This is a genomic window from Shewanella indica, assembly GCF_002836975.1.
GTDB lineage: Bacteria > Pseudomonadota > Gammaproteobacteria > Enterobacterales > Shewanellaceae > Shewanella > Shewanella indica.
This window is the reverse complement of the sequence record NZ_NIJK01000018.1, coordinates 1-26,062: the sequence shown is the minus strand read 5'-3', so window position 1 is coordinate 26,062 and position 26,062 is coordinate 1. Positions and strand designations below refer to the sequence as shown.

The 26,062-nt window shown below is 51.5% G+C and carries 19 protein-coding genes and 1 riboswitch; of the genes, 15 read left to right on the top strand and 4 right to left on the bottom strand.

All coding sequences use genetic code 11. The annotated features are described in order from the left end of the window. Nucleotides 1–8: 8 nt before the first annotated feature. Nucleotides 9–761 carry a molybdopterin-synthase adenylyltransferase MoeB gene (gene moeB / locus CX650_RS03900; RefSeq protein WP_101095071.1) on the bottom strand — a complete coding sequence of 251 codons (753 nt, stop codon included), beginning with the start codon at nucleotides 759–761 and terminating at the stop codon, nucleotides 9–11. Between the two features lie 7 nt (nucleotides 762–768). Further along, on the bottom strand, nucleotides 769–2,013 hold the full coding sequence (gene moeA / locus CX650_RS03895; protein ID WP_039034625.1) for a molybdopterin molybdotransferase MoeA: 1,245 nt from the start codon (nucleotides 2,011–2,013) through the stop codon (nucleotides 769–771). A 274-nt stretch (nucleotides 2,014–2,287) separates the two neighbouring features. Here moeA and ftnA point away from each other — a divergent pair, with 274 nt between their 5' ends. After that, the gene (gene ftnA, locus CX650_RS03890; protein WP_028780740.1) at nucleotides 2,288–2,815 is read left to right on the top strand and encodes a non-heme ferritin; all 528 of its coding nucleotides are present in this window, start codon (nucleotides 2,288–2,290) and stop codon (nucleotides 2,813–2,815) included. Nucleotides 2,816–2,856: 41 nt separating this feature from the next. Here ftnA and CX650_RS03885 read toward each other — a convergent pair whose 3' ends face one another. Together CX650_RS03885 and ribB are read right to left on the bottom strand one after the other, a co-directional pair. Continuing rightward, nucleotides 2,857–6,054: an EAL domain-containing protein gene (locus CX650_RS03885; RefSeq protein ID WP_101095070.1), complete on the bottom strand. Its 3,198-nt coding sequence runs from the start codon at nucleotides 6,052–6,054 to the stop codon at nucleotides 2,857–2,859. Nucleotides 6,055–6,313: 259 nt separating this feature from the next. Beyond that, on the bottom strand, nucleotides 6,314–6,967 hold the full coding sequence (gene ribB / locus CX650_RS03880; RefSeq protein WP_101095069.1) for a 3,4-dihydroxy-2-butanone-4-phosphate synthase: 654 nt from the start codon (nucleotides 6,965–6,967) through the stop codon (nucleotides 6,314–6,316). A 113-nt stretch (nucleotides 6,968–7,080) separates the two neighbouring features. After that, nucleotides 7,081–7,267: riboswitch (FMN riboswitch) on the bottom strand. Between the two features lie 219 nt (nucleotides 7,268–7,486). On the opposite strand from ribB, the gene CX650_RS03875 reads away from it, so the two are divergent. From CX650_RS03875 to CX650_RS03810, 14 genes are all read left to right on the top strand, one after another. Next, nucleotides 7,487–9,625 carry a S9 family peptidase gene (locus tag CX650_RS03875; protein ID WP_373297539.1) on the top strand — a complete coding sequence of 713 codons (2,139 nt, stop codon included), beginning with the start codon at nucleotides 7,487–7,489 and terminating at the stop codon, nucleotides 9,623–9,625. Next, nucleotides 9,622–9,897 (top strand): GIY-YIG nuclease family protein, encoded by a 276-nt coding sequence (locus CX650_RS03870; RefSeq protein WP_101095067.1) that lies wholly within the window; start codon nucleotides 9,622–9,624, stop codon nucleotides 9,895–9,897. Before CX650_RS03875 ends, CX650_RS03870 begins: the two co-directional genes overlap by 4 nt. A 762-nt stretch (nucleotides 9,898–10,659) precedes the next feature. Continuing rightward, on the top strand, nucleotides 10,660–11,040 hold the full coding sequence (secE, locus tag CX650_RS03865) for a preprotein translocase subunit SecE (protein WP_039034630.1): 381 nt from the start codon (nucleotides 10,660–10,662) through the stop codon (nucleotides 11,038–11,040). Between the two features lie 8 nt (nucleotides 11,041–11,048). Continuing rightward, entirely contained in the window at nucleotides 11,049–11,600 is a 552-nt protein-coding gene (nusG, locus tag CX650_RS03860) for a transcription termination/antitermination protein NusG (RefSeq protein WP_025012047.1), read from the top strand. A gap of 123 nt (nucleotides 11,601–11,723) precedes the next feature. Beyond that, complete coding sequence (rplK, locus tag CX650_RS03855) at nucleotides 11,724–12,152, top strand: 50S ribosomal protein L11 (RefSeq protein WP_101095066.1); 429 nt, start codon at nucleotides 11,724–11,726, stop codon at nucleotides 12,150–12,152. A gap of 4 nt (nucleotides 12,153–12,156) precedes the next feature. Continuing rightward, entirely contained in the window at nucleotides 12,157–12,858 is a 702-nt protein-coding gene (gene rplA, locus CX650_RS03850; protein WP_039034632.1) for a 50S ribosomal protein L1, read from the top strand. Nucleotides 12,859–13,120: 262 nt separating this feature from the next. Beyond that, nucleotides 13,121–13,621 (top strand): 50S ribosomal protein L10, encoded by a 501-nt coding sequence (gene rplJ, locus CX650_RS03845; RefSeq protein ID WP_039034633.1) that lies wholly within the window; start codon nucleotides 13,121–13,123, stop codon nucleotides 13,619–13,621. A 54-nt stretch (nucleotides 13,622–13,675) separates the two neighbouring features. Next, a complete protein-coding gene (gene rplL / locus CX650_RS03840) occupies nucleotides 13,676–14,044 on the top strand; it encodes a 50S ribosomal protein L7/L12 (protein ID WP_039034634.1) in 369 nt (122 codons plus the stop codon). Nucleotides 14,045–14,277: 233 nt separating this feature from the next. After that, nucleotides 14,278–18,309, top strand: coding sequence for a DNA-directed RNA polymerase subunit beta (gene rpoB / locus CX650_RS03835; RefSeq protein WP_071476345.1), 4,032 nt, complete (start codon nucleotides 14,278–14,280; stop codon nucleotides 18,307–18,309). An 84-nt stretch (nucleotides 18,310–18,393) separates the two neighbouring features. Continuing rightward, nucleotides 18,394–22,605: a DNA-directed RNA polymerase subunit beta' gene (gene rpoC / locus CX650_RS03830; protein WP_039034636.1), complete on the top strand. Its 4,212-nt coding sequence runs from the start codon at nucleotides 18,394–18,396 to the stop codon at nucleotides 22,603–22,605. 178 nt (nucleotides 22,606–22,783) lie between these two features. After that, nucleotides 22,784–23,158 carry a 30S ribosomal protein S12 gene (gene rpsL, locus CX650_RS03825; protein ID WP_039034652.1) on the top strand — a complete coding sequence of 125 codons (375 nt, stop codon included), beginning with the start codon at nucleotides 22,784–22,786 and terminating at the stop codon, nucleotides 23,156–23,158. A gap of 76 nt (nucleotides 23,159–23,234) precedes the next feature. Continuing rightward, nucleotides 23,235–23,705: a 30S ribosomal protein S7 gene (rpsG, locus tag CX650_RS03820; protein WP_025012041.1), complete on the top strand. Its 471-nt coding sequence runs from the start codon at nucleotides 23,235–23,237 to the stop codon at nucleotides 23,703–23,705. 72 nt (nucleotides 23,706–23,777) lie between these two features. After that, nucleotides 23,778–25,874: an elongation factor G gene (fusA, locus tag CX650_RS03815; protein WP_039034637.1), complete on the top strand. Its 2,097-nt coding sequence runs from the start codon at nucleotides 23,778–23,780 to the stop codon at nucleotides 25,872–25,874. A gap of 80 nt (nucleotides 25,875–25,954) precedes the next feature. Further along, nucleotides 25,955–26,062, top strand: a 108-nt coding sequence (locus CX650_RS03810) for a GTP-binding protein (protein ID WP_157822971.1), incomplete at its 3' end; no start/stop codon positions are given.

The following is a 26,062-nucleotide window of genomic DNA, read 5'->3' as shown; positions in this document are numbered from 1 at the left end:
ATATCTGTTCAACCGCAGACGGGACAGTTGGAGATCTGCGGCAGCTTCATCTCGCGAAACTCCATGGTCATGGCATCGAACATCAGCAAACGACCATAGAGTGGTTTGCCAATACCACTGATCACCTTGATGGCTTCTACTGCTTGCAGGCAGCCCATCATACCAACTACCGGCGCTAAAATGCCCGACTCGACACAGCTGAGCTGCTGCTCGCCGAACAGGCTGCTGAAACAGTGGTAACAAGGCATTTGTTGCTGATAGCCGAAGACGGAGATCACCCCTTCCATACGGATGGCAGCGGCAGACACTAAGGGCACCTTATGCCGAAAACAGCTGCGATTGAGCTGTTCGCGCACCGCAACATTGTCGGTGCAGTCCAGCACCAGATGGTGCTCGACAACCAGTTGATCCAATTCGGGATCATCCAACACCCCATTGATGGCATTTATCTGCACATGGGGATTGAGCGCACTCAGGCTCTCTTTGGCCGATTCCACCTTGGGCTGGCCTATATTGTCATCCTGGTGCAGTACCTGGCGCTGCAGATTGGACAGTTCGACAGTATCGAAGTCCACCAGGGTCAACTTGCCGACCCCGGCTACAGTCAGATACTGACCGGCAGCGCAGCCTAGGCCACCGGCACCTATCATTAGCACCTTGGCCTGTTTGAGCTTCTCCTGCCCTTCAATGTCCATTGCCTTGATGGAGATCTGCCGGCTGTAGCGCAACATCTCGGCATCTGTGAGTATCTCGTCGCTCATATCGGCCTCAGCACAGCACGCTGTTAAAGGGTTCAACCGTGACTCTGGTACCAGCAGGTGTGTCGCCCTGCATCTGCTCCAGAATAATAAAACAGTTAGCCAGGCTCATGGAGGTCAGCATGCCTGAACCCTGTGAGCCGGTGACCGCCACTTCCAGTTCTCCATCCTGGTTGCGGCTCAGAATACCGCGCTGGTATTCCACCCGTCCTGGCTGTTTACGTATAGGGGCGGTCAATTTAGCATCCAATAGTAGCGGGGTTGGTTGTGGCAGCCCCTGCAGTTTATGCAGTAAAGGCCACACCAGCTTGTAGAAAGTCACCATGGATGAAACCGGGTTGCCCGGCAGACCGCAGAACACTGCCTTGCCTATGTGGCCGAGGGCAAAGGGTTTGCCCGGCTTGATCGCCAGTTTCCAGAAGCTTATTTTGCCTTCCTCATCGAGGATCTGCTTGGTGAAGTCGGCCTCACCGACCGAGACACCACCTGAGGTGATCACCATATCGGCGCTGGCTGAGGCGTTGCGAAACGCCTGACGGATAGCCTCAGGATCATCCGCAATCACCCCAAGATCCTGCCACTCGACACCGGCGCGGCTGAGCAGGCCCTGAATCGAGTAGCGATTGGAGTCATAGATCTGACCGGGCGCCAACTCTGAACCCACGGGGCGTAATTCATCACCGGTGGAGAAGAAAGCGATTTTAACCTTGCGGATCACTCTAAGGCTGCTGATACCTATGGTGGCCATCACCCCCATTTCGGCAGCACCTATCAGAGTGCCGGCCCTGAGGACCTTGGTGCCGGCCAGCAGCTCTTCGCCGCGGCCACGCACATTGTCTCCGGCCTGCTTGCAAGGTTCTATGGTGATCTGCTCGCCATTGGCTTCGGTTTTCTCCTGCATCTGCACTGTATCGAAACCCGCAGGCACAGGAGCGCCAGTCATGATGCGAACACAGCCGCCTGGCTGATATTGGCCTTCAAAAGGGTGGCCGGCAAAGGAGCTACCCAGTAATTTCAGGCTGGCCTTCTCGGGCAGGTCGGCATAACGATAGGCGTAGCCGTCCATCGCCGAGTTATCGAACGGCGGCAAGTCTATGCTGCTGGCCAAGTCTTCTGCCAATACTCGTCCCAGAGAATCCGACAGTTGCACGGTTTCGGTATCTTCCAACGGGGTGACCTGCTCGAGTAGCAGGGGCAGAGCGAGATCCGGATGCATCAGCCCTGGATGGGCACAGACGTCTTGCGGCTTGGACATAGAGCAACCTTATTTGAGCTATTACTGAACCTGGTTGGCTATTATGCCACGCTGAAAGTGGATGACTATGATCTGCATGCCAGTTTTCGTGCACTGGGTGCAGGCTTTTCCTTTTACAGTCAGCGGATTGCGCCAAATAGCAAATGAGAATTCAAGTTAAATGAAAAGTGTTTTCATTATAAATCATTGCGTTAGGTAAAGATTCTTGCATTTGTTGTGTCCCTTGATAACAATAGCGCCCATGAAACAGATACCCGAAATGAGAGGCAAGGATATGTTGGCACAAGCCATGATTGATAAGTTGAACGAGCAGATCAATATGGAGTTTTTCTCCTCTAACCTGTATCTGCAGATGAGCGCCTGGTGTGAAGACAAAGGCTTTGAAGGCGCGGCCAAGTTCCTGCGGGATCACGCCGATGAAGAGATGCAGCATATGCGCCGTCTGTTCACCTATGTGAGTGAAACCGGTGGCATGCCTCTGCTGGGCGCCATTGAAGCTCCAAAGGCCAATTTTGAATCCCTGCTGTCCCTGTTCGAGTACACTTACGAGCACGAGCAGCTGATCACCAGCAAGATCAATGCTTTGGCTCATACCGCCTTCACGACTCAAGATTATTCTACCTTCAACTTCCTGCAGTGGTATGTGGCCGAGCAGCACGAAGAAGAGAAGCTATTCAAGTCGATTGTCGACAAGATCCGCCTGGTGGGCGAGGATGGCAAGGCGCTGTTCCTGGTGGACAAGGACCTGATGCAACTGGCGAGCGAAGGTGGCGAGACAGTGATGAATGCACAGATGGCTTAAGGCTATCCGCTGATGACAAGAGCAGCCTTAAGGCTGCTTTTTTATGCCAGAAGCTGACGAATGAAAGTTTCACCCTGAGCGAGGATCGGAGTCAGGCTCTTGGCCGGCAGCGGTCTTGAAAGCAGATAGCCCTGGCCAAAATCACAGCCCATGGACTTGAGCAAGATCCATTGCGCGCGGGTCTCTATGCCTTCTGCCACCAGTTGTAAGTCCAGGCTCTTGCCCATCATGACTATTGCCCGCACTAGGCTGGCATCGGCCTCATTCACCAAGGCATTATCGACAAAACTTTTGTCGATTTTGATCACTGAGATAGGGAACTTACGCAGATAGCTCAAGGAGGAGAAGCCGGTTCCAAAATCATCCATATGAATCGTCACCCCGAGTTGGCGAATGCTGTTGAGCACCTCCAAACAATGGGGACTGTCGTCCAGCAACATGGATTCGGTGATTTCTATGTGCAGTCTCTCGGCGGCTATGCCGTGACGTTTGATGGCGTCGGCCAGCAAGGTGTCGAAGCGTACCCCACTGACATTGATACACTGGCGGCTGGAGACGTTGATCGCCATATCCAGCTTTATTCCCTTGGCATGCCAATGGCTTAGGTCTTTCAGTGCTTGTTCCAGTACCCATTCGCCTATCGGCTCTATTAGGCCGTTGTTCTCTGCGATAGGAATGAATTTCTCCGGCGAAACCCAGCCATATTCGGGGTCATTCCAGCGTATCAACGCCTCGACAGAGGTGATTTGGCCGGTTTCCATAGAAACTATGGGTTGATAATGCAAGCAAAACGCTTGATGCAACACGGCGCTTCTTAGATGTTGCTCCAACTGCAAGCGCTCCAGCATGCTGGCGTTCATGCTGGGAGTGAAATACTGGTAGTTGTCGCGGCCGTTGTCTTTGGCGCTGTACATGGCGGTTTCTGTGTTGCGGGTCAAGGCATCTATGTCATCGCCGTCCTCGGGATAGACACCTATACCAAAGCTGACCGAGATCAGGGTGTCCTGACCATCGATATCGAAGCTATTGCCGAACAGGGCTTTTACTCTGTCGGCTACTGCTGTCAGGGCGGCATCATTCTTATAGTGTGGCAAGATCACGGCAAATTCATCGCCCCCTATGCGGGCGACAAACTTCTGTTCATCCGGGAGTGACTCCAATCTTCTCGCCACCTGTTGTAACAGTAGATCACCGCGTTTGTGGCCCAGTACATCATTGATATATTTGAACCTGTCGAGATCGATCAACAGAATTGCCAGTTTGTGACCATGAATACGGGCCTGTAACAGCTCGTGGTGCAGCCGCTCGTTGAACATCTTGCGGTTAGGCAGCTTGGTCAGAATATCGAAATGAGCCTGATACCAGATGTCCTGCTCGTATTTTTTACGGTGGCTGATATCGACAAACAAACCTATGTGTTTGAGTATATTGTTGTTATCGTCTCTAACCAGGGTGATGGCCAAGTACTCAGGATAAATTTCACCGTCTTTGCGCTTATTCCAGATCTCGCCTTCCCATTTGTTATTGGTCAGCAGGCTATCCCACATATTACTGAAGAAGGCATCATCGTGGCGATAGGAGTTGAGTATTGAAGGATTCTTGCCCTTGACCTCTTCCAGCTTGTAACCGGTAATGCGGCTGAATGCCGGGTTGACCAGTTCAATACGGTTATTGGCATCTGTGATGACAATCCCCTCGCCTGAGTAGTCGAATACCGCAGCGGCCTGTTTCAACTGTTGATAGGATTTTTGCCTTTCATTAAGCATTTGTCCCAGAGCCTTGGCCATGTCGGCCAATTCATCCTTACCCTCGACCTTGATATCCAGATCCAGATTAGGATCCTTGGTCATCAAGCGCATGTTGTTGGCTATAGCATAGATACGCCTGAGCAGATTGTGACTCAGGGCCCGGCCAAGAAACAACAGCAGGCCGATAGTGACGGCGGCTGAAAGGAGATAGAGGGCAATAAGGCGCAGCGACTGACTGCGCTGAGCGTTGGAAAGATTGAGAATATCATCGGAAACACTGTCGGCAATGGCATCCATTTGGCGGATCCTTTCACTGGTCAACTGCCACCAGACTTCGGGAGTCACAGGTGGCTTGGGTTGGGTCAGGGCCTTCAGAGCATTGAGCATCTGATCGTCGGAAATTTGCACCAGGGAGTCTATCTCTTTCACCTTGGCCCCCCGGCTTTGCATGGATGCTATCAGCTGCATCTTGTGGCGATATTCGTTGAGTTTGTCCCTGATTTGGGCAATCGCCAGTTGCTGAGTACTGCTGATCACCCAGTTTGAGCTTAGTTTATTGAGGATCTGCTCCAGTGATTCAAGTTTGATATAGAAGTCTTGTTGGTATCTGCTTTCTCCCCGAAGAAGAAAGTTTTTAAATTCATGCAATAGGCCACCATAACCCAGCTGGGAGCTGAACTTGTGCGCCTGACGCGTTATGGCATCTTGTTGGCGCAGTTGTTCCCTGACGTTATTCAATGTCTGACTCTTACTGTCCAGCAGCATAGCTTCCAGGCGTTGTTTGTGTTCCGCTATGGCACTGGCGCGGAACAGATCTATGCTCTGATCTTGCTCTGTTATTAATGCCAACAGCTGTTCATAACTGTCGGTATCAAACTGACGTTTCAGCAGCATGCCGTTGATCAGGCCGCGCTCACGCACCGCCAACTCCTGAATCCGCAACAGTGCAGCCAGATCGGCATAGGCTCTGGCCTGTTGCACATTGCTCGACAGGGATTGCAGATTGGCAATACCCAACAGGAGTTCGTAGTTGAAGTCGGAATAGAAATTCAGTGCGTCGCTTTCATTGCGACTCAAGAGTTCGCGCCGGTTATTTTCCAGCGCCTGCTTGCCGAGCCGCAGAGCTTCCAGCTTGGTTTGTAGCAGGTGCTGGGCTGCAGAAGACAGTTGTTCAGTGAGTTGCAATAAGTGGGGAGAGTTTTGCAGGGCGGTTATCTGTGCCGATACTCGCTGCTGCTGCACCTGGAGACTATCGGCAAAGCACTTACCATCGCAGGCGATATAGGCGGCGCTGAGACCCCGTTCCTGCTGCAATTCATAGATGAGATCGGCCAGACGACGTCCTACCTCGACGGCATGATAACTTTGGTTGGCCAAACGATAGTTATGCAGCAGTTCAAATAAACGTACACAACCCAGTAGGCTGAGAACCAAAACAGGCACTAAGGCAAACAAGAGTAATTTGCGCTTTAGGCTCAGTTGGCTTAACACCTATGGCTCTCCTCGAAATCCTAACTGATAAAGACCTGCCTGTAAGCTATTGGGATACAGGCAATAACTCTCGATAAGTAACACATTGCCTATCAGGGGGCGACCCGTTATTCAAGGATTTCTAATCTAGGTCACGAAAATAAACCTTAAAAAGAGGAGGGTTAATGTAAGCCTTGTTGTAACCTAGTTTGCCGGTTTGTTTAAAACAAAAGCGGCTATGTAGCCGCTTTTGATCAAATAGTTAGGGAGTGCTGGTTTATTAGCCTGCGTTGGCCAGCAGAGATTCGCGATAACTGACAATATCCTCGATGGAGAGAACCGGCAGGTTGTGTTGGGCGCCAAAAGCGATGATTTGTGGCAGTCTGGCCATGGTGCCATCCGGATTGGTCACTTCGCACAGCACTCCGGCGGGTTTTAGGCCTGCCAGTTGCATCAAGTCCACAGTGCCCTCTGTGTGACCGCGGCGGGTCATCACACCACCGGGCTGAGCCCGCAGCGGATAGACGTGCCCAGGGCGGGCCAGGTCTTCCGGTTTGGCGTTGTCGGCAATGGCGGTCTTGATAGTGGTCACCCGGTCGGCAGCGGAAACCCCGGTCGTGACTCCGACTTTGGCCTCAATGCTTACGGTAAAGGCGGTGCCGAATTGGCTGGAGTTGTTTTCCACCATGGGCGGCAACTGCAGCGCCTTGATTTTCTCGTCGGTAAGGCAGAGACAGACAATGCCGCTGCATTCGCGGATCAGCATCGCCATCTGGGCGTTGGTCAAGCTCTCGGCGGCAAAGATTAGGTCGCCTTCGTTTTCTCTGTCTTCATCGTCGACCACTAAAACACCGCGGCCTTGACGCAATGCTTCGAGGGCGGTTTCGACTCTTTCAATCGGGGTACCAAAAGGCGCTAATAATGACTGATTCATGGTAAAAATCCTTAAATTACGGCTTGGGTTTTCCAGAATCAGGGCAAAGAAAGGAATAGCGGTGTCTCTGCCACTGGCAGATACATATCACTAAGCGGATCGCCTGGCGGCAATCTGATTCTCTTTCATCCGGACTGAGCCATCTAAATGGCAACACCGTCGGCTCTGGAATAGTCACGCTAGGATGTGATGACACCAGATCTGCTGACCCCGCCAGAATCTGGCGGGCGCTCGCGGGCTTTCATGTCGCTGACACGATTTACCGCCGGTGGGGAATTTCACCCCGCCCTGAGAATTGACCTGTCACTTGTATGTGGCAGGCGGCACCAGCATGCGCCTGTTACATACAAATGACAAGCGGATAGGGTCACATTTTCTGCGGGTGAAGGGGAGCCTTAGAGATCCGGACTCGGGCGCCAGGGCTTGCCGTTGGCGCCGGTCGGCGTCACTATATGCAGACGGCCTGTAGTCGAGGGAGTAGGCCGTTGATATTAACGCTTCTCAGGCTAAGGAAGAGTGATGAGTCGAGCAGGATCCCTGATGTTGGTTTTAGGCACAGCCTTGTGGCTGTGCGGATGCAGTGGAATGAATTCAGAAAATAAGCTGGTGGCACCGGTTGCCGAAAAACGTCCCCACACCATGAGCCTTCACGGTGTGACCAGGACAGACGACTATTATTGGCTGCGTGACGATGAGCGTCAGGCCCCGGACGTTATCGATTATCTGGAACGGGAAAACGCCTATACCGCCGCACGTCTTAAGCCTTGGGAGCCGCTGAAACAGAAACTGTTTAAAGAGCTGATCTCCAGGCTGGAGCAGGATGAGAGCAGTGTGCCATATCGCTGGCATAACCATTGGTATTACCGCCGTTTCGAGGCCGGGCTGGAGTATCCGGTGATCGCCAGAAGCCGTGAGCTCAATGGTGAAGAGCAGTTGCTGCTAGATGTTAACCGGCGCGCCGAGGGGCAGGAGTTTTACGCCCTGGGCGGAGTGTCTGTCAGCCCGGATGAGCAGATACTGGCCTTTGCCGAGGATACCCTCAGCCGTCGTATTTACAGCGTTTATTTTAAAGATCTTGCCACCGGGGAACTGCTTGCCGACAAGCTGACGGGCGTCGATGGCCGGGTGGTCTGGAGCAATGACAACCGTTATGTGTTCTATATCGCTAAAGACCCACAGACTCTGCTGGGATACCAGGTTTTCCGGCACAAGCTGGGAAGCCCCCAGAGCGAGGATCTGCTGGTTTATGAAGAGCAGGACGATACCTTCTATATCTCCCTCGGCAAGAGTCTGGATGAATCCCTGATTGTATTGCACCACGAGAGCACCACGACCAGTGAAGTTTCCCTGCTCGATGCCAACGCCCCGCTCGGCGAATTCCGGGCGTTTCTGCCGCGGGAAGAGGGCCACGAATACAGCATCGCCAAGCGTGGAGATGAATTCTTCATCCTCAGCAACTGGCAGGCGACCAATTTCAGGCTGATGAAAACCACGGCTGCCGATGCCGGCGACAAGCGCAAGTGGCAGCAGGTACTGGCCCATGATCCCGAGGTGCGCCTCGAAGATCTGTTATTGCTGGACGATTATCTGATAGTACAGAGCCGCAGCCAGGGGCTGAGCCATATCAAGGTCTATCCCCATACCGATCTCAGCCGCGGCTATGAATTGGCCTTTGATGACCCGGCCTATGTGGTTGGTCTGGATATCAATCCCAGCCAGCACAGTCGCGAACTGAGGTTATATTACTCGAGCCCGACTACCCCCGAGAGTATTTACAGTTATCAACTGGATAAGCCGGGTGAGCGTAAACTGCTCAAACAGGAAAAGGTATTGGGGGATTTCGAGCCCGGCAACTATCAGGCCGAGCGCTTGCTGATCCCGGCCCGTGATGGTGCCCAGGTGCCCGTGACTCTGGTGTATCGCAAGGACAAGTTCCGTAAAGACGGTAGTAACCCACTGTATCAATACGGTTATGGTGCCTACGGCCATATCATAGAGCCGGATTTCGATGCCTCAGTTCTAAGCCTGCTGGATCGCGGCGTGGTTTATGCCATTGCCCATGTCCGGGGCGGAGAGATGCTCGGCAGGCCTTGGTATGATGATGGCAGGCTGTTTAATAAACGAAACAGTTTCAATGACTTTGAAGACACTACCCGGGCACTTTTGGATCTGGGTTATGCCGCACCCGGCAAAGTGGTTGCCGCCGGGGGCAGTGCCGGTGGTTTATTGATGGGCGCCGTGGTCAATCAGGCTCCGGGTCTTTACCTGGCGGTGGCCGCCCATGTGCCCTTTGTGGATATAGTCACCACCATGCTCGATGAGTCGATTCCACTGACGACCAATGAATATGATGAGTGGGGCAACCCCAATGACAAGCCCTACTTTGACTACATGCTGAGCTACTCGCCTTATGACAACATTCGCCATCAGGCCTACCCGCATCTGTTGGTGACCACAGGGCTGCACGATTCTCAGGTGCAGTATTTTGAGCCAGCCAAGTGGGTGGCCAAACTCAGGGATTACAAGACGGACGACAATCTGCTGCTGTTACAGACGGATATGGAGGCCGGCCATGGCGGCAAGAGCGGACGTTTCCGGCAATTTGAAGATACCGCGCTGGAATATGCCTTCTTCCTCGGCCTGTTGGGACTGGAATGAGTGGTGATAACTGGCAGCTGTATATCCTGCGCTGCGCCGGGGGCGAGCTGTACACAGGGATCACCAAGGATGTGCCCCGGCGCCTGCAGGAGCATCAGAGTGGCGGCCCCAAAGCCGCCAAATATCTGCGTGGTCGCGGGCCTTTGCAACTCGTTTATCGTGAAGAGATTGGTGGCCACGGTGATGCCCTGCGGCGGGAGATGGCGGTAAAAAAGCTGAGCAAGCGCGCCAAACTGAGTTTGATTGCCAAGTCCGCAGCTATGCCGGGGTGAGTGACCTTAAAAAAGAAAAAGGAGCAGGAGCGCCAATGGCCGGGCCAATACAGCGGGCGCTTCCTGCGGTCGGGAAGAGGGTCCCCAAGGAGGGGGTGATGGCGCATCAGCGATGGCCCATCAGCAAGATAGTGACAAAGAACCGCGGTCGGCGAGTTTCACAACGCCAGTCGACGACTGTTTCGCTACTCAGCTAGATAAAGCAGAAAACATGCCAAAGCAATAACTCATTGTTTATATTTGTTATTCTTGCGCTCGCCTTGCAGTAAGTGTCCGCACTAGTGTCCTCTTTTCTTAAAAAGTGACCGATTTGGCTATTCAGGTGTCCGCTGGACACTCAAACCGGCTCTTAAAGTGGTCCATTTAAAGGTGGGCTATTGAGGCGAACAGGAAACCAGGCGCATGCTTGATGTCACACTCTCAAACAGATAGAAAACTCGGTAGGTTATTGTTTCCGAGCGGACGAATTGATTTTCGAGCCTTTTTGGGAAAAGTATTGGTCCTGGATTTGGTTCTTGGCATCAAGGCGCTTAACTGTGCTTTTTGGTTAACTGACACAAAGAGTCCGTCTTTCTCTTGGTTTCGCCCTGTGTATCCTTGATAACAAAGTTGATTAAGAATACAATCTATGGCCGATTTTTGTGCCCTGAGCCGGAGAATTCTCGTCAGGGGCGAGTTCGAAAGCGGGCTGGCGCTGAATTAAGCCTTAAACTTACTCAGCTGTCCCTAGGCTCAGGTCGTAATGAGTAACGGAATTAACCGATGACAACAAATACTGAAAACCAGGGCAACTCTCTGGATATCGTAAAGTGGGTAGTAGCTATACTACTGGTGGCTGCAGCGATTGTTGGCAACCAGATGTACAACGACAGTGAAATCTTCACTCTGCCAATCCGCGCAGCGGGTGTGGTTGTCGTATTTGCGATTGCAGGTTTTATAGCCCTGCAAACGATTAAGGGTAAGCAAGCCTTGGCCTTTGCCCGTGAGTCACAAATCGAAGTGCGCAAAGTTGTATGGCCTACTCGCCAAGAGGCGTTGAATACCACCTTTATCGTACTGGCTGCGACAGGTATCCTGGCCTTGATCCTTTGGGGATTGGATGCGGTATTGCTGCGCATTGTCAACTTTATTACTGGCGTATAGGCACTAGAATGACTGAAGCTAAAGAAGCTAAGAAAAGATGGTATGTGGTTCAGGCTTTTTCCGGTTATGAAGGCCGTGTATGTAAGTCTTTGCTTGAACACATCAAGATGCATGGTATGGAAGAGTTCTTCGGCGAAGTACTGGTTCCTACCGAAGAAGTCGTGGAAATGCGTGCCGGCCAACGCCGCAAGAGTGAGCGTAAGTTTTTCCCCGGTTATGTGCTGGTACAGATGGAAATGAACGATCAAAGCTGGCACTTGGTGAAGAGTATTCCTCGAGTGATGGGCTTTATTGGTGGCACATCTGATCGCCCAGCACCTATTTCTGATAAGGAAGCCGAGGCTATCCTGCGTCGCTTGCAGGAGACGACTGATTCTCCGACTCATCGCGTTATGTTCGAACCCGGCGAAGTGGTTCGGGTTACCGATGGTCCATTTGCCGACTTCAACGGTACTGTTGAGGAAGTGGATTATGACAAGAACCGCGTTAAGGTGTCTGTGATGATCTTCGGCCGCTCAACTCCGGTTGAGTTGGACTTTAATCAGGTTGAAAAATCCTGATTAAATAAAATACAAAATCCGTTTGGCAACGGGTGCGGATTTCTATATAATCCGCACCCGTTGTTTTCGGGGAGCTCAAGGCATGTTGCCTGAGCGTTTGAACCCAAACTGAGGAAATGTCAGATGGCAAAGAAAATTGAAGCTTACATCAAGCTGCAAGTAGCAGCCGGTGCTGCAAACCCGTCTCCACCAGTTGGTCCAGCTCTGGGTCAGAAAGGTGTGAACATCATGGAATTCTGTAAAGCATTCAACGCTCGTACTGAAAAGTTCGAAAAAGGTATGCCAATTCCAGTAGTGATCACTGTTTACAATGATCGCTCATTCACTTTCGAAACCAAGACTCCACCTGCAGCCTTCTTGCTGAAGAAAGCCGCTGGCCTGAAGTCAGGTTCTGCCCGTCCTAACACTCAGAAAGTGGGTACTATCAAGCGTAGCCAGGTTCAGGAAATTGCTGAAACCAAGGCAACCGATATGACTGGTGCTGACATTGAAGCGATGATTCGCTCAATCGAAGGTACTGCGCGTTCCATGGGTTTGGTAGTAGAGGACTAATATAATGGCAAAGCTGACTAAGCGCATGCGCACCATCCGCGAGAAAGTGGACGTAACCAAAGCATACGACATCAACGAAGCTGTAGCTCTGCTGAAAGAACTGGCTACTGCCAAGTTCGTTGAGAGCGTAGACGTTGCCGTTAACCTGGGTGTTGATCCTCGTAAATCAGACCAAAACGTTCGTGGTGCCACTGTGCTGCCACACGGTACCGGTCGTGAAGTACGTGTTGCTGTATTCACTCAAGGTGCCAATGCCGAAGCTGCGAAAGAAGCTGGTGCTGAACTGGTAGGTATGGAAGATCTGGCTGAGCAGGTGAAAGCCGGCGAAATGAACTTCGACGTAGTTATCGCATCTCCTGATGCAATGCGCGTTGTTGGTATGCTGGGTCAAATCCTGGGCCCACGCGGCCTGATGCCTAACCCTAAAACCGGTACTGTAACTCCTAACGTTGCCGAAGCTGTTAAGAACGCCAAGGCAGGTCAGGTTCGTTACCGTAACGACAAGAACGGCATCATCCACACTACTATCGGTAAAGTGGACTTCGAAACTGTTCAACTGAAAGAAAACCTGGAAGCACTGCTGTCTGCACTGAGAAAGGCTAAGCCTGCTGCAGCCAAAGGTCAGTATGTGAAGAAGGTAAGCATCTCCACCACTATGGGTGCAGGTGTAGCTGTCGACCAGAACACTCTGGACGCTGCTAGCTAATTTTACAAAATGCGCGTGTTAGCCTATAATGCGCGCACTTTTGTGGGTTGGAACCTATGACGGGTGTTTTCACTCTGATGGGTTTCCGTCCAAGACCGCAGGTGTTGACCGTCTGGAATACTTAATTTCCTGCGTAGACGGTGTCAGGCCCCAGATAGATTTATTTCTGCTGGATTATCTGCACCGTAAGTAACTGAGTACGTTTGTATTCAGTATGGTAAACACTGGGGGAACCCCCAGGTAGAATCCAGGAGTAAAGCCAATGGCATTAAGACTCGAAGACAAAAAAGCGATTGTTGCTGAAGTCAACGAAGCTGCCAAAGGTGCGCTTTCTGCAGTTGTCGCCGATTCACGCGGTGTAACTGTAGGTGCTATGACAGTTCTGCGTAAGACTGCTCGCGCAAACGGTGTGTATGTACGTGTAGTACGTAACACTCTGGCTCGCCGCGCAGTAGAAGGCACTGCTTTTGAGTGTCTGACAGAGGTGTTCTCTGGCCCAACTTTGATTGCTTTCTCTAACGAGCACCCAGGTGCTGCAGCTCGTCTGTTAAAAGACTTTGCTAAAGAGCAAGCCGCTTTCGAAGTTAAAGGTGCAGCTTTTGAAGGGGAATTCATCCCTGCAGCTGACATTGATCGTTTGGCAAAACTGCCAACTTACGAAGAAGCACTGGCACAGCTGATGATGACTATGAAAGAAGCATCTGCTGGCAAGTTCGTTCGTACTCTGGCCGCTCTGCGCGATCAAAAACAAGAAGCCGCTTAATCTCAAGCTGGCTGCTTAACAGAATTGAATTCAGAACAATAGGAAACATTTGTTATGTCTATCACTAAAGACCAAATCCTTGAAGCCTTTGCAGCTATGTCTGTAATGGAAGTTGTTGAACTGATCGAAGCTATGGAAGAGAAGTTCGGCGTATCTGCTGCTGCTGCAGTAGTTGCTGGCGGCGCTGGTGAAGCTGCTGCTGCTGAAGAGAAAACCGAGTTCGACGTAGTTATGACTTCTCACGGTGACAACAAAGTTGCTGTGATCAAGGCTGTACGTGGTGCCACAGGTCTGGGTCTGAAAGAAGCCAAAGCTATGGCTGAATCTGCTCCAGTAGCTGTTAAAGAAGGCGTCTCTAAAGAAGAAGCTGAAGCTCTGAAGAAAGATCTTGAAGAAGCTGGTGCTCAAGTAGAGATCAAGTAAGTCATACTGACTTACAATCACCCAAGCCAATTGGGTGGAGGCTGGCGGTTTTTTGACCGTCGGCCTTTTTTGCGCTGTAAGCGTTGGCGATTTTTTTCACCGTTTGTCGCCAGATTTTGCAGTCCCTAGCAGTGATTATTGGTTAGGTTCTTGCCATCAACGGTGATGGGCAAACGTGCTGGATTAACTGTGTTGATTCAGTCTTGGTCACATCTCGCAAGCAGAGGAAACCCATGGTTTACTCCTATTCTGAAAAGAAGCGTATTCGCAAAGACTTCGGTAAGCGTCCACAGGTATTGGACATCCCTTACTTGTTGTCTATTCAGTTAGACTCTTTTAAGAAGTTCACCGATCAAGATCCTACCGGTGAGCGTGGCCTAGAGGCCGCCTTCCGTAGCGTTTTTCCCATCAAGAGCTTTTCTGGTAATTCAGAACTGCAGTACGTCAGCTATAAGCTGGGCGAGCCTGTTTTTGATGTGAAAGAGTGTCAAATCCGCGGTGTGACATACTCCGCTCCACTGCGCGTTAAGCTGCGCATGGTGCTGTATGATCGTGAAGCTGCCGCCGGCACTGTAAAAGATATAAAAGAACAAGAAGTCTACATGGGGGATATCCCTCTGATGACTGAAAACGGTACCTTTGTCATCAATGGTACTGAGCGTGTTATCGTATCTCAGTTGCACCGTAGCCCAGGTGTGTTCTTCGACCACGACCGTGGTAAGACACACTCCTCAGGTAAAGTGCTGTATAACGCGCGTATTATTCCTTACCGCGGTTCATGGCTCGACTTCGAGTTCGACCCTAAAGATGCGTTGTTTGTACGTATTGACCGTCGCCGTAAGCTGCCTGCCAGCATCATTCTGCGTGCCCTGGAATATTCTACTCAGGATATCCTCGACATCTTCTTCGAGCGTATTGACTTCAAGATCAAGAAAGATTCTCTGGTCATGACACTGGTTCCTGAGCGTCTGCGTGGTGAAACTGCCAGTTATGACATCAAGGACTCTGAAGGCACTGTGCTGGTAGAGAAGGGCCGTCGTATCACTGCCCGTCATATCCGCCAACTGGAAAAAACCAACACCACTGAACTGGAAGTACCGGTTGAGTATATTGTTGGTAAAGTGGCGGCTCAGGACTATATCGATCCTGACACAGGTGAAGTACTGGTTACCGCCAACAACGAGATCAGCCTGGAAGACCTGGCCAATCTGTCACTGGCCGGTATCAAAGAGGTCAGCACCCTGTACATCAACGAGCTGGATCACGGTGCTTACATCTCTGACACCCTGCGTATTGACTCAACCACCAACCGTTTGGAAGCGCTGGTTGAAATCTATCGCATGATGCGTCCTGGCGAGCCACCAACCAAGGATGCCGCCGAAGCTCTGTTCCAGAATCTGTTCTTCAGCGAAGAGCGCTATGATCTGTCTAAAGTGGGCCGGATGAAGTTCAACCGTCGTCTTGAAATCGACGAGAACGAAGGTACCGGTGTACTGACCAAAGAAGACATAGTTGCCGTAATGAAGAAGATCATCGAAATCCGTAACGGTTTTGATGAAGTCGATGATATCGACCACCTGGGTAACCGTCGTATCCGTAGCGTTGGCGAAATGGCCGAGAACCAGTTCCGTGTCGGTCTGGTACGTGTTGAGCGCGCAGTACGTGAACGTCTGTCTCTGGGCGATCTGAACGAGCTGATGCCTCAGGATCTGATCAACGCCAAGCCAATCTCTGCAGCAGTGAAAGAGTTCTTCGGTTCTTCTCAGCTGTCGCAGTTTATGGATCAGAACAACCCACTGTCAGAAGTGACTCACAAGCGCCGTATTTCGGCTCTTGGTCCTGGCGGTCTGACCCGTGAGCGTGCCGGCTTCGAAGTTCGAGACGTGCACCCAACTCACTATGGTCGTCTGTGTCCAATTGAGACCCCTGAAGGTCCAAACATTGGTCTGATCAACTCACTGTCTACCTTTGCCCGTACCAACTCATACGGCTTCCTGGAAACACCTTACCGCAAGGTGATCGACAGTGTGGTTACTGATGAAGTGGAATATCTGTCAGCCATCGAAGAAGGCCGCTATGTGATTGCACAGGCCAACATCGAGCTCGACAACGAAGGTCGCATTGTGGAAGAGCAGGTTGCCTGTCGCCACAAGGGTGAATCCACCTTTATGCGCGCTTCCGATATCCAGTATATGGACGTATCTCCACAGCAGATCATCTCTGTGGCGGCATCTTTGATCCCATTCCTTGAGCACGACGACGCTAACCGTGCATTGATGGGTGCAAACATGCAACGTCAGGCAGTACCAACACTCAAGTCAGAGAAGCCTCTGGTGGGTACAGGTATTGAACGTACACTGGCTGTTGACTCAGGCGTGGTTGTGGCTGCCAAGCGTGGCGGTGTGATCGACTATGTTGATGCCAGCCGCATCGTGGTTAAGGTTAACGAAGATGAGCTGCGCCCAGGCGAAGCCGGTATCGATATCTACAACCTGACCAAGTACACCCGCTCCAACCAGAACACCTGCATCAACCAGCGTCCATGCTGTAGCGTAGGTGAGCCTGTGGTGCGTGGTGACGTGCTGGCCGATGGTCCGTCAACCGACTTGGGCGACCTGGCTCTGGGTCAGAACATGCGCGTGGCGTTCATGCCATGGAACGGTTACAACTTTGAGGATTCCATCCTTATTTCCGAGCGCGTAGCGCAGGAAGACCGTTTCACGACTATCCACATTCAGGAACTGTCCTGTATCGCTCGTGACACCAAGCTGGGTAGCGAAGAGATCACTGCCGATATCCCTAACGTAGGTGAGTCTGCACTGAGCAAGCTGGATGAATCCGGTATCGTTTACATCGGCGCCGAAGTTAAAGGCGGTGACATTCTGGTTGGTAAGGTAACGCCTAAGGGTGAAACTCAGCTGACTCCGGAAGAGAAACTGCTGCGGGCTATTTTCGGTGAGAAAGCGTCTGACGTTAAAGACAGCTCTCTGCGTGTACCTAACTCAGTGAAGGGTACCGTTATCGATGTGCAAGTCTTCACCCGTGATGGTGTTGAAAAAGACAAGCGCGCCATCGAAATCGAAGAGATGCACATTGCTCAAGCCCGTAAGGACTTGACAGAAGAGTTCAAGATCCTTGAAGAAGGTGTTCTGAGCCGTGCCCGTAACTTGCTGCTGAGCGCTGGTTTCAGTGAAGCCAAACTGGCTGAACTGCCACGCAAAGACGTATTGGTTCAGGTTATCGACGATGAAGCCAAGCAAACCGAATTGGAACAGCTGGCTGAACAGCACGAAGAGCTGAAAGCCGACTTTGACAAGAAGTTCGAAATCAAGCGTCGCAAGATCACCCAAGGTGATGATCTGGCTCCAGGCGTACTGAAGATCGTTAAGGTTTACCTGGCGGTTAAGCGTACCATCCAGCCTGGTGACAAGATGGCGGGTCGTCACGGTAACAAGGGTGTGATCTCCAAGATCTGTCCTATCGAAGATATGCCATACGACGAGCAGGGTAACCCTGTCGACATCGTACTGAACCCTCTGGGTGTACCTTCGCGGATGAACATAGGTCAGGTACTGGAAGTTCACTTGGGTGCTGCGGCTAAAGGTATTGGTAATCGCATCAATGCCATGCTGGAAGAACAGCGTGAGCTGGCCGAACTGCGTGGCTACATCAAACAGGTCTATGAACTGGGCGATGAAGTGAAGCAGCGCGTGGATATCGATTCATTTACCGATGATGAAGTTCTGCGTCTGGCCAAACACCTGAAGGATGGTCTGCCAACGGCAACCCCAGCCTTCGACGGTGCCAAAGAGAAAGAGATCAAGCAGATGCTTGAGCTTGCAGGTCTGCCGACTTCTGGTCAGCTGAATCTGTTTGATGGTCGTACCGGTAACCAGTTCGAGCGTCCTGTGACCGTAGGTTACATGTACATGCTCAAACTGAACCACTTGGTTGATGACAAGATGCACGCCCGTTCTACCGGTTCGTACAGCTTGGTTACTCAGCAGCCTCTGGGCGGTAAAGCTCAGTTCGGTGGTCAGCGTTTCGGTGAGATGGAAGTGTGGGCCCTGGAGGCATACGGTGCTGCGTATACTCTGCAGGAAATGCTCACAGTGAAATCGGATGACGTTAACGGTCGTACTCAGATGTACAAGAACATCGTTGACGGTAACCATCAGATGCAGCCTGGAATGCCAGAGTCCTTCAACGTATTGCTGAAGGAGATCCGTTCTCTCGGTATCAACATCGAGTTGGATCAAGAGTAAGACGCGGTTTAAAGCCTGCGTTTGGCAACGAATTGGTGCTCCGCGAGAGCGGGGCACCGGGTTTAACTCCTTCAGGAGAGAAACGTGAAAGACTTATTAAAGTTTCTGAAACAGCAAAGCAAGACTGAAGAATTTGAAGGCATCAAGATCGGCCTGGCGTCGCCTGATCTGATCCGTTCTTGGTCATTTGGTGAAGTTAAGAAGCCTGAAACCATCAACTACCGTACATTCAAGCCTGAGCGTGAAGGCCTGTTCTGTGCCCGTATCTTTGGCCCGGTCAAAGACTACGAGTGTCTGTGCGGTAAGTACAAGCGTCTCAAGCACCGCGGTGTGATCTGTGAGAAGTGTGGCGTTGAAGTGACCCAGACCAAAGTACGTCGTGAGCGTATGGGCCACATCGAACTGGCCAGCCCAGTTGCCCACATCTGGTTCCTCAAGTCACTGCCATCCCGTATCGGTCTGATGCTGGACATGACTCTGCGTGATATTGAGCGGGTACTCTACTTCGAATCTTATGTGGTTATCGAGCCAGGCATGACCAGCCTGGAGCGCGGTCAAATGCTGACCGAAGAAACCTACCTGGATGCGCTGGAAGAGTATGGTGACGAGTTTGAAGCCAAGATGGGTGCCGAAGCGGTTCTGGAACTGCTGCGCGCTATCGATCTGGAGAAAGAAGTTGAGCAGATGCGCGAAGAGCTGCCATCTATTAACTCTGAGACCCGTCGCAAGAAAGTCACCAAGCGTTTGAAGCTGGTTGAGGCCTTCTACCATTCAGGCAACAAGCCAGAGTGGATGATCCTCAAGGTGCTGCCGGTTCTGCCACCTGATCTGCGTCCTCTGGTTCCATTGGACGGCGGTCGTTTCGCGACTTCAGATCTGAACGATCTGTATCGCCGCGTGATCAACCGTAACAACCGTTTGAAGCGTCTGCTGGATCTGGCCGCTCCGGATATCATAGTTCGCAACGAAAAGCGTATGCTGCAGGAATCTGTTGATGCCCTGCTGGATAACGGTCGTCGCGGTCGTGCCATTACCGGTTCCAACAAGCGTCCTCTGAAGTCCTTGGCCGATATGATCAAGGGTAAGCAAGGTCGTTTCCGTCAGAACCTGCTGGGTAAGCGTGTTGACTACTCAGGCCGTTCGGTAATTACCGTGGGCCCAACTCTGCGTCTGCACCAGTGTGGTCTGCCGAAGAAAATGGCGCTGGAACTGTTCAAACCATTCATCTACGGCAAGCTGGAAGGTCGTGGCCTGGCCACTACCATCAAAGCCGCCAAGAAGATGGTTGAGCGTGAAGTTGCCGAGGTTTGGGACGTACTGGATGAAGTGATCCGCGAACACCCTGTGATGCTGAACCGTGCACCAACACTGCACCGTTTGGGTATCCAGGCGTTCGAACCTGTACTGATCGAAGGTAAAGCGATTCAACTGCACCCACTGGTGTGTGCGGCCTATAACGCCGACTTCGACGGTGACCAAATGGCGGTACACGTGCCTCTGACGCTGGAAGCCCAGCTGGAAGCCCGTGCGTTGATGATGTCAACCAACAACATTTTGTCACCTGCCAACGGTGAGCCGGTTATCACTCCTTCTCAGGACGTGGTACTGGGTCTGTACTACATGAGCCGTGAACGCGTAAATGGCCGCGGTGAAGGTATGGCCTTTGAGTCTGTTGCCGAAGCCGAGAAAGCCTATCGCACTGGTGCCGCCGAGCTGCACGCCCGGGTTAAAGTTCGTATCACCGAAACTCATATCGATGAGAACGGTGAGCGCACCCAGCAGCGCCGCATTGTCGACACCACAGTAGGTCGTGCTCTGTTGTCACTGATCCTGCCAGCCGGTATGTCTTTTGATCTGGTTAACCAGAACATGGGCAAGAAGCAGATCTCCCGTTTGCTGAACACCTGCTACCGTCAGCTGGGTCTGAAAGATACTGTTATCTTTGCTGACCAACTGATGTACACAGGTTTCCAATACGCCACTATCTCTGGTGCCTCTGTCGGTATCAACGATATGGAAATCCCGGAAGCCAAGTACAAGCTGGTTGCCGACGCAGAAGCCGAAGTTCTGGAAATCCAGGAACAGTTCCAGTCTGGTCTGGTTACTGCCGGTGAGCGTTACAACAAGGTTATCGATATCTGGGCCAGCGCCAACGAGAAAGTCTCCAAGGCGATGATGGAAAACCTGTCTTCCGAAGTGGTTATCAACCGCGACGGTGAAGAAGAGAAACAGGCTTCCTTCAACAGCATCTACATGATGGCCGACTCAGGCGCTCGTGGTAGTGCCGCTCAGATCCGTCAGTTGGCGGGTATGCGTGGTCTGATGGCCAAGCCAGACGGCTCTATCATCGAAACGCCCATCGTGGCGAACTTCCGTGAAGGTCTGAACGTACTGCAGTACTTTATTTCAACCCACGGTGCTCGTAAGGGTCTGGCGGATACCGCACTTAAGACAGCAAACTCAGGTTACCTGACTCGTCGTCTGGTGGATGTTGCCCAGGATCTGGTCGTTATCGAAGATGACTGTGGTACTCACGAAGGTCTGATCATGAAACCGCTGATTGAAGGTGGTGACGTGGTTGAGCCACTGCGTGAGCGCGTACTGGGTCGTGTTGTTGCCGAGGATGTTTACTATCCTGGTTCCGACGAAGTCCTGGCGCCACGTAACACTTTGCTGGATGAGGCATGGTGTGACAAGCTGGAAGAGTACAGCGTTGACGAAGTTAAAGTTCGCTCTGTGATCTCCTGTGATACCGACTTCGGTGTTTGTGCCAAGTGTTATGGTCGCGACCTGGCCCGTGGTCACCTGATCAACCAAGGTGAAGCAATCGGTGTTGTTGCTGCTCAGTCAATCGGTGAGCCTGGTACACAGCTGACGATGCGTACCTTCCACATCGGTGGTGCGGCATCCAGGGCTTCTGCAGAAAACAACGTTCAGGTGAAGAACGCCGGTAACCTGAAGCTGCATAACGCCAAGTTCGTTAAGAACAGCGATGGCAAGTTGGTTATCGTATCGCGCTCGTCTGAGCTGGCGATTATCGATGAACTGGGCCGTGAGAAAGAGCGCTACAAAGTGCCTTACGGTACTGTGCTCGAAACGCTGGAAGGCGCTGAAGTTAACGCTGGCCAGACCATCGCTAACTGGGATCCACATACTCACCCAATCATCACTGAAGTGGCGGGTTATGTGAAGTTTGAGCAGATGATTGACGGTGTCACCATCTCGCGTCAAACCGACGAGCTGACCGGTCTGTCTTCCATCGTGGTATTGGATGTGGCCCAGCGCCCAAGCGCCGGCAAAGAAATGCGTCCAATGATCCGCTTGGTGGATGAAAACGGTAATGACCTGACTATTCCTGGTACCGACGTACCTGCGCAGTACTTCCTGCCCAGCAATGCGATCGTAAACCTGGAAGATAATGCTCAGATCAGCGTCGGTGATGCACTGGCTCGTATTCCTCAGGAATCGTCCAAGACACGCGATATTACCGGTGGTCTGCCAAGGGTTGCTGACCTGTTCGAAGCCCGTAAGCCGAAAGAGCCTGCGATTCTGGCTGAGATCAGCGGTACCATCTCCTTCGGTAAAGAGACCAAAGGTAAGCGTCGTCTGGTTATTACTCCTGCCGAGGGCGGTAACCCATACGAAGAGATGATCCCTAAGTGGCGTAACCTGAACGTGTTCGAAGGTGAAAAAGTCGAACGCGGTGAAGTGATCGCCGATGGTCCAGAGTCTGCTCACGATATTCTGCGTCTGCGCGGTATCCACAACGTAGCCAACTACATTGTGAATGAAGTACAGGACGTATATCGTCTGCAGGGTGTGAAGATTAACGACAAGCACATCGAGGTGATCATTCGCCAGATGCTGCGTAAGTGTCTGATCACTGAAGCCGGTGATTCTGAGTTCCTCGAAGGGGAGCAGGTTGAGGTGTCCCGCGTCAAGATCGCTAACCGCGAACTGGAAGAGCAGGGCAAGATTCCGGCCAAGTTCGAACGTGAACTGCTGGGTATCACCAAAGCCTCTCTGGCGACTGAGTCCTTCATCTCTGCGGCCTCGTTCCAGGAAACCACTCGCGTACTGACCGAAGCGGCAGTAGGTGGTAAGAGTGATAACCTGCGCGGTCTGAAAGAGAACGTGATCGTAGGTCGTCTGATCCCGGCTGGTACGGGTTATGCTTACCACAACAACCGTAACCAGGCTCGCGGTGAAGTAGCGACTGAAGCACCTAGCATCAGCGCCAGCGAAGCCGAACAGAACCTGGCCGATCTGTTGAACCTGGCTGGCAGTCAGGAATAAGTAGCATAGATGTTACAAAAGGCGCCGAAAGGCGCCTTTTTCATTGGAATACGCTGCAAAAGTTGGCTATTTCTTGACAGCCAAGCCTTACCTTTCTAAAATTCCGCGTCCCACTATTGTGGGATTAGATTTTTCACACCTTATTGTTGAGTTGAAATCAACTGATTCGGAGCTATACATGGCAACTGTAAACCAGTTGGTACGTAAGCCTCGCGCACCTAAAGTCGAAAAGACTAACGTGCCTGCGTTGAACGCGTGCCCACAAAAGCGTGGTGTTTGTACTCGTGTGTACACCACTACTCCAAAAAAACCTAACTCTGCACTACGTAAAGTAGCTCGTGTGCGTCTGACCAACGGTTTCGAAGTATCTTCGTACATCGGCGGTGAAGGCCACAACCTGCAGGAACACAGTGTAATCCTGATCCGTGGTGGTCGTGTTAAAGACTTACCTGGTGTGCGTTATCACACTGTTCGTGGCGCCCTGGACTGTGCTGGTGTGACTTCACGTCGCCAAGCTCGTTCTAAGTACGGTGCTAAGCGTCCTAAGTCTTAATGGTTTTCCGTTAAGTAAGGCCAAGCTAAATATAAATTCCAGTTTTGGAAATACCTGAAGCATACGGAGAATAGTTATGCCAAGACGTCGCGTAGTAGGACAACGTAAAATCCTACCTGATCCAAAGTTTCAAAGTGAGTTGCTGGCTAAGTTCATCAACGTCATTATGCAGGACGGCAAAAAGTCGACTGCTGAAAAAATTATCTACAAAGCACTGGATGTTGTCGCCGATAAGAAAGGCGAAGAGCATCTGGTTATCCTTGAAGCAGCCCTGGAAAACGTTCGCCCAGCGGTAGAGGTTAAGTCTCGCCGTGTTGGTGGTTCTACTTACCAGGTTCCATGTGAAGTTCGTCCAGTTCGTCGTAACGCACTGGCGATGCGCTGGTTGGTTGAAGCTGCTCGTAAGCGTGGTGAAAAATCTATGGCTCTGCGCCTGGCAGGTGAACTGCTGGACGCTTCCGAAAACAAAGGTACTGCCGTTAAGAAGCGCGAAGACGTGCATCGTATGGCAGAAGCCAACAAAGCGTTTGCTCATTACCGTTGGTAATATCGGGCGCGGGCTTGCCCGCGCTTTCTCTGACATTGCTAAGATTTTTATCTTAGTCAAGAGGGTATAATCGTGGCTCGTACAACTCCAATTGAGCGTTATCGCAACATAGGTATTTGTGCTCACGTTGACGCAGGTAAAACCACTACCACAGAGCGAGTCCTGTTCTATACAGGGGTAAACCACAAGATGGGTGAAACCCATGACGGTGCGTCTACCACTGACTGGATGGTTCAGGAGCAGGAGCGGGGTATTACTATTACCTCAGCGGCTGTTACCACGTTCTGGCGCGGTATGGATGCCCAGTTTACTGAGCATCGTATCAATATCATCGATACCCCAGGTCACGTCGATTTTACTATTGAGGTAGAGCGTTCTCTGCGCGTACTTGACGGTGCTGTAGTGGTCTTTTGTGGTTCTTCTGGTGTGGAACCTCAGTCTGAGACCGTATGGCGTCAGGCCGACAAGTATCATGTCCCCCGTCTGGTGTTCGTCAATAAGATGGACCGTGCCGGTGCCGACTTTGATCGCGTAGTAGGACAGATCCGTAACCGTCTCGGTGCAACTTGTGTGCCTATTCAATTGAATATTGGTGCAGAAGAAAACTTTAGCGGGGTTATCGATCTCATCAAGATGAAAGCCATCAACTGGAATGAAGAAGACCAGGGCCTGACTTTCACTCACGAAGAGATCCCAGAGCATTTGCTTGCCAAGGCAACCGAAATGCGCGAATACCTGGTAGAGAGTGCCGCAGAGGCTTCTGATGAGCTGATGGACAAATACCTTGAAGAAGGTGAGCTCACAGAAGAAGAGATCAAAAAAGCGCTTCGTCAACGTACTATCAACAACGAAATTGTGCTGGCTACCTGTGGTAGTGCCTTTAAAAATAAAGGCGTACAGGCAGTTCTCGATGCTGTTGTTGAATACCTTCCTGCTCCGGTTGATGTTCCTGCGATTAAGGGCATCGATGACAGAGAACAGGAAGTTGAGCGTGTTTCTGATGACAATGCACCTTTCTCTGCGTTGGCATTCAAAATCGCAACAGACCCATTTGTGGGTACTTTGACCTTTATCCGGGTTTACTCAGGTGTCCTGGAGTCAGGTTCAGCCGTTTACAACTCTGTAAAAGAGAAGCGTGAGCGTATCGGCCGTATCGTGCAGATGCACGCCAACGACCGTAAAGAACTGAAAGAAGTGCGCGCAGGTGATATAGCTGCTGCTATCGGCCTGAAAGATGTGACAACCGGTGACACCCTGTGTGACCCAGACCATAAGGTAATTCTGGAGCGGATGGAATTTCCCGAGCCGGTCATTACCATTGCTGTGGAACCTCGTTCCAAAGCCGACCAGGAAAAGATGGGCATTGCGCTGCAGAAGCTGGCAATGGAAGATCCTTCTTTCCGGGTTGAGACTGATGAGGAGTCGGGTCAGACTCTGATTTCAGGTATGGGTGAGCTACACTTGGACATTATCATCGACCGTATGCGCCGTGAGTTCAGCGTTGAATGTAACGTTGGTAAACCTCAGGTGGCTTATCGTGAAACTATCCGCAGTGCTGTGGAAGTGGAAGGTAAGTTTGTGCGTCAGTCTGGTGGTCGTGGTCAATTCGGTCATGTCTGGCTGAAACTGGAGCCTCGTGAAGAGGGTGCCGGTTATGAGTTTGTCAACGAAATCGTTGGTGGTGTCGTTCCTAGGGAATACATCCCTGCGGTTGACAAAGGGATCCAAGAACAGATGAAGAACGGTGTTGTCGCCGGCTTCCCTGTATTGGACGTGAAGGTCACTCTGTTCGATGGTTCATATCATGATGTGGACTCGAACGAAATGGCGTTCAAAGTTGCAGGTTCTATGGGCTTCAAGAAGGGGGCGCTGCAAGCTAACCCTGTGTTGCTCGAGCCTTGCATGAAGGTTGAAGTGACAACCCCAGAAGACTACATGGGTGACGTAGTAGGTGATCTGAACCGTCGTCGTGGTCTTATCGAAGGTATGGATGACGGCGTCGCCGGTATCAAGATTATTCGAGCTGTGGTACCTTTGGCTGAAATGTTTGGTTATGCAACAGATTTGCGCTCAGCGACTCAGGGCCGGGCTTCATACTCCATGGAGTTTTTGAAGTACTCTGAAGCGCCGCAAAACGTTGCTAAAGCAGTTATCGAAGCTCGTACCTGATTTAGGTAACGGCATTAACTGTTATTTTGATTGATGGTGTCCGGCAAAGCCGGACTCTTCTGAAAAGAAAGGAATATATCGTGTCTAAAGCTAAATTTGAACGTTCCAAGCCCCACGTTAACGTGGGCACCATTGGTCACGTTGACCATGGTAAAACCACTCTGACTGCTGCTATCTCAACTGTACTG

Coding starts and splice junctions, on each gene's coding strand:
- secE (WP_039034630.1), top strand. CDS start 10,660: ATGACAACAAATACTGAAAACCAGGGCAACTCTCTGGATATCGTAAAG.
- CX650_RS03870 (WP_101095067.1), top strand. CDS start 9,622: ATGAGTGGTGATAACTGGCAGCTGTATATCCTGCGCTGCGCCGGGGGC.
- ribB (WP_101095069.1), bottom strand. CDS start 6,967: ATGAATCAGTCATTATTAGCGCCTTTTGGTACCCCGATTGAAAGAGTC.
- moeB (WP_101095071.1), bottom strand. CDS start 761: ATGAGCGACGAGATACTCACAGATGCCGAGATGTTGCGCTACAGCCGG.
- rpsG (WP_025012041.1), top strand. CDS start 23,235: ATGCCAAGACGTCGCGTAGTAGGACAACGTAAAATCCTACCTGATCCA.
- nusG (WP_025012047.1), top strand. CDS start 11,049: ATGACTGAAGCTAAAGAAGCTAAGAAAAGATGGTATGTGGTTCAGGCT.
- CX650_RS03875 (WP_373297539.1), top strand. CDS start 7,487: ATGAGTCGAGCAGGATCCCTGATGTTGGTTTTAGGCACAGCCTTGTGG.
- rpoB (WP_071476345.1), top strand. CDS start 14,278: ATGGTTTACTCCTATTCTGAAAAGAAGCGTATTCGCAAAGACTTCGGT.
- rpsL (WP_039034652.1), top strand. CDS start 22,784: ATGGCAACTGTAAACCAGTTGGTACGTAAGCCTCGCGCACCTAAAGTC.
- rplK (WP_101095066.1), top strand. CDS start 11,724: ATGGCAAAGAAAATTGAAGCTTACATCAAGCTGCAAGTAGCAGCCGGT.
- rplJ (WP_039034633.1), top strand. CDS start 13,121: ATGGCATTAAGACTCGAAGACAAAAAAGCGATTGTTGCTGAAGTCAAC.
- rplA (WP_039034632.1), top strand. CDS start 12,157: ATGGCAAAGCTGACTAAGCGCATGCGCACCATCCGCGAGAAAGTGGAC.
- ftnA (WP_028780740.1), top strand. CDS start 2,288: ATGTTGGCACAAGCCATGATTGATAAGTTGAACGAGCAGATCAATATG.
- moeA (WP_039034625.1), bottom strand. CDS start 2,013: ATGTCCAAGCCGCAAGACGTCTGTGCCCATCCAGGGCTGATGCATCCG.
- rplL (WP_039034634.1), top strand. CDS start 13,676: ATGTCTATCACTAAAGACCAAATCCTTGAAGCCTTTGCAGCTATGTCT.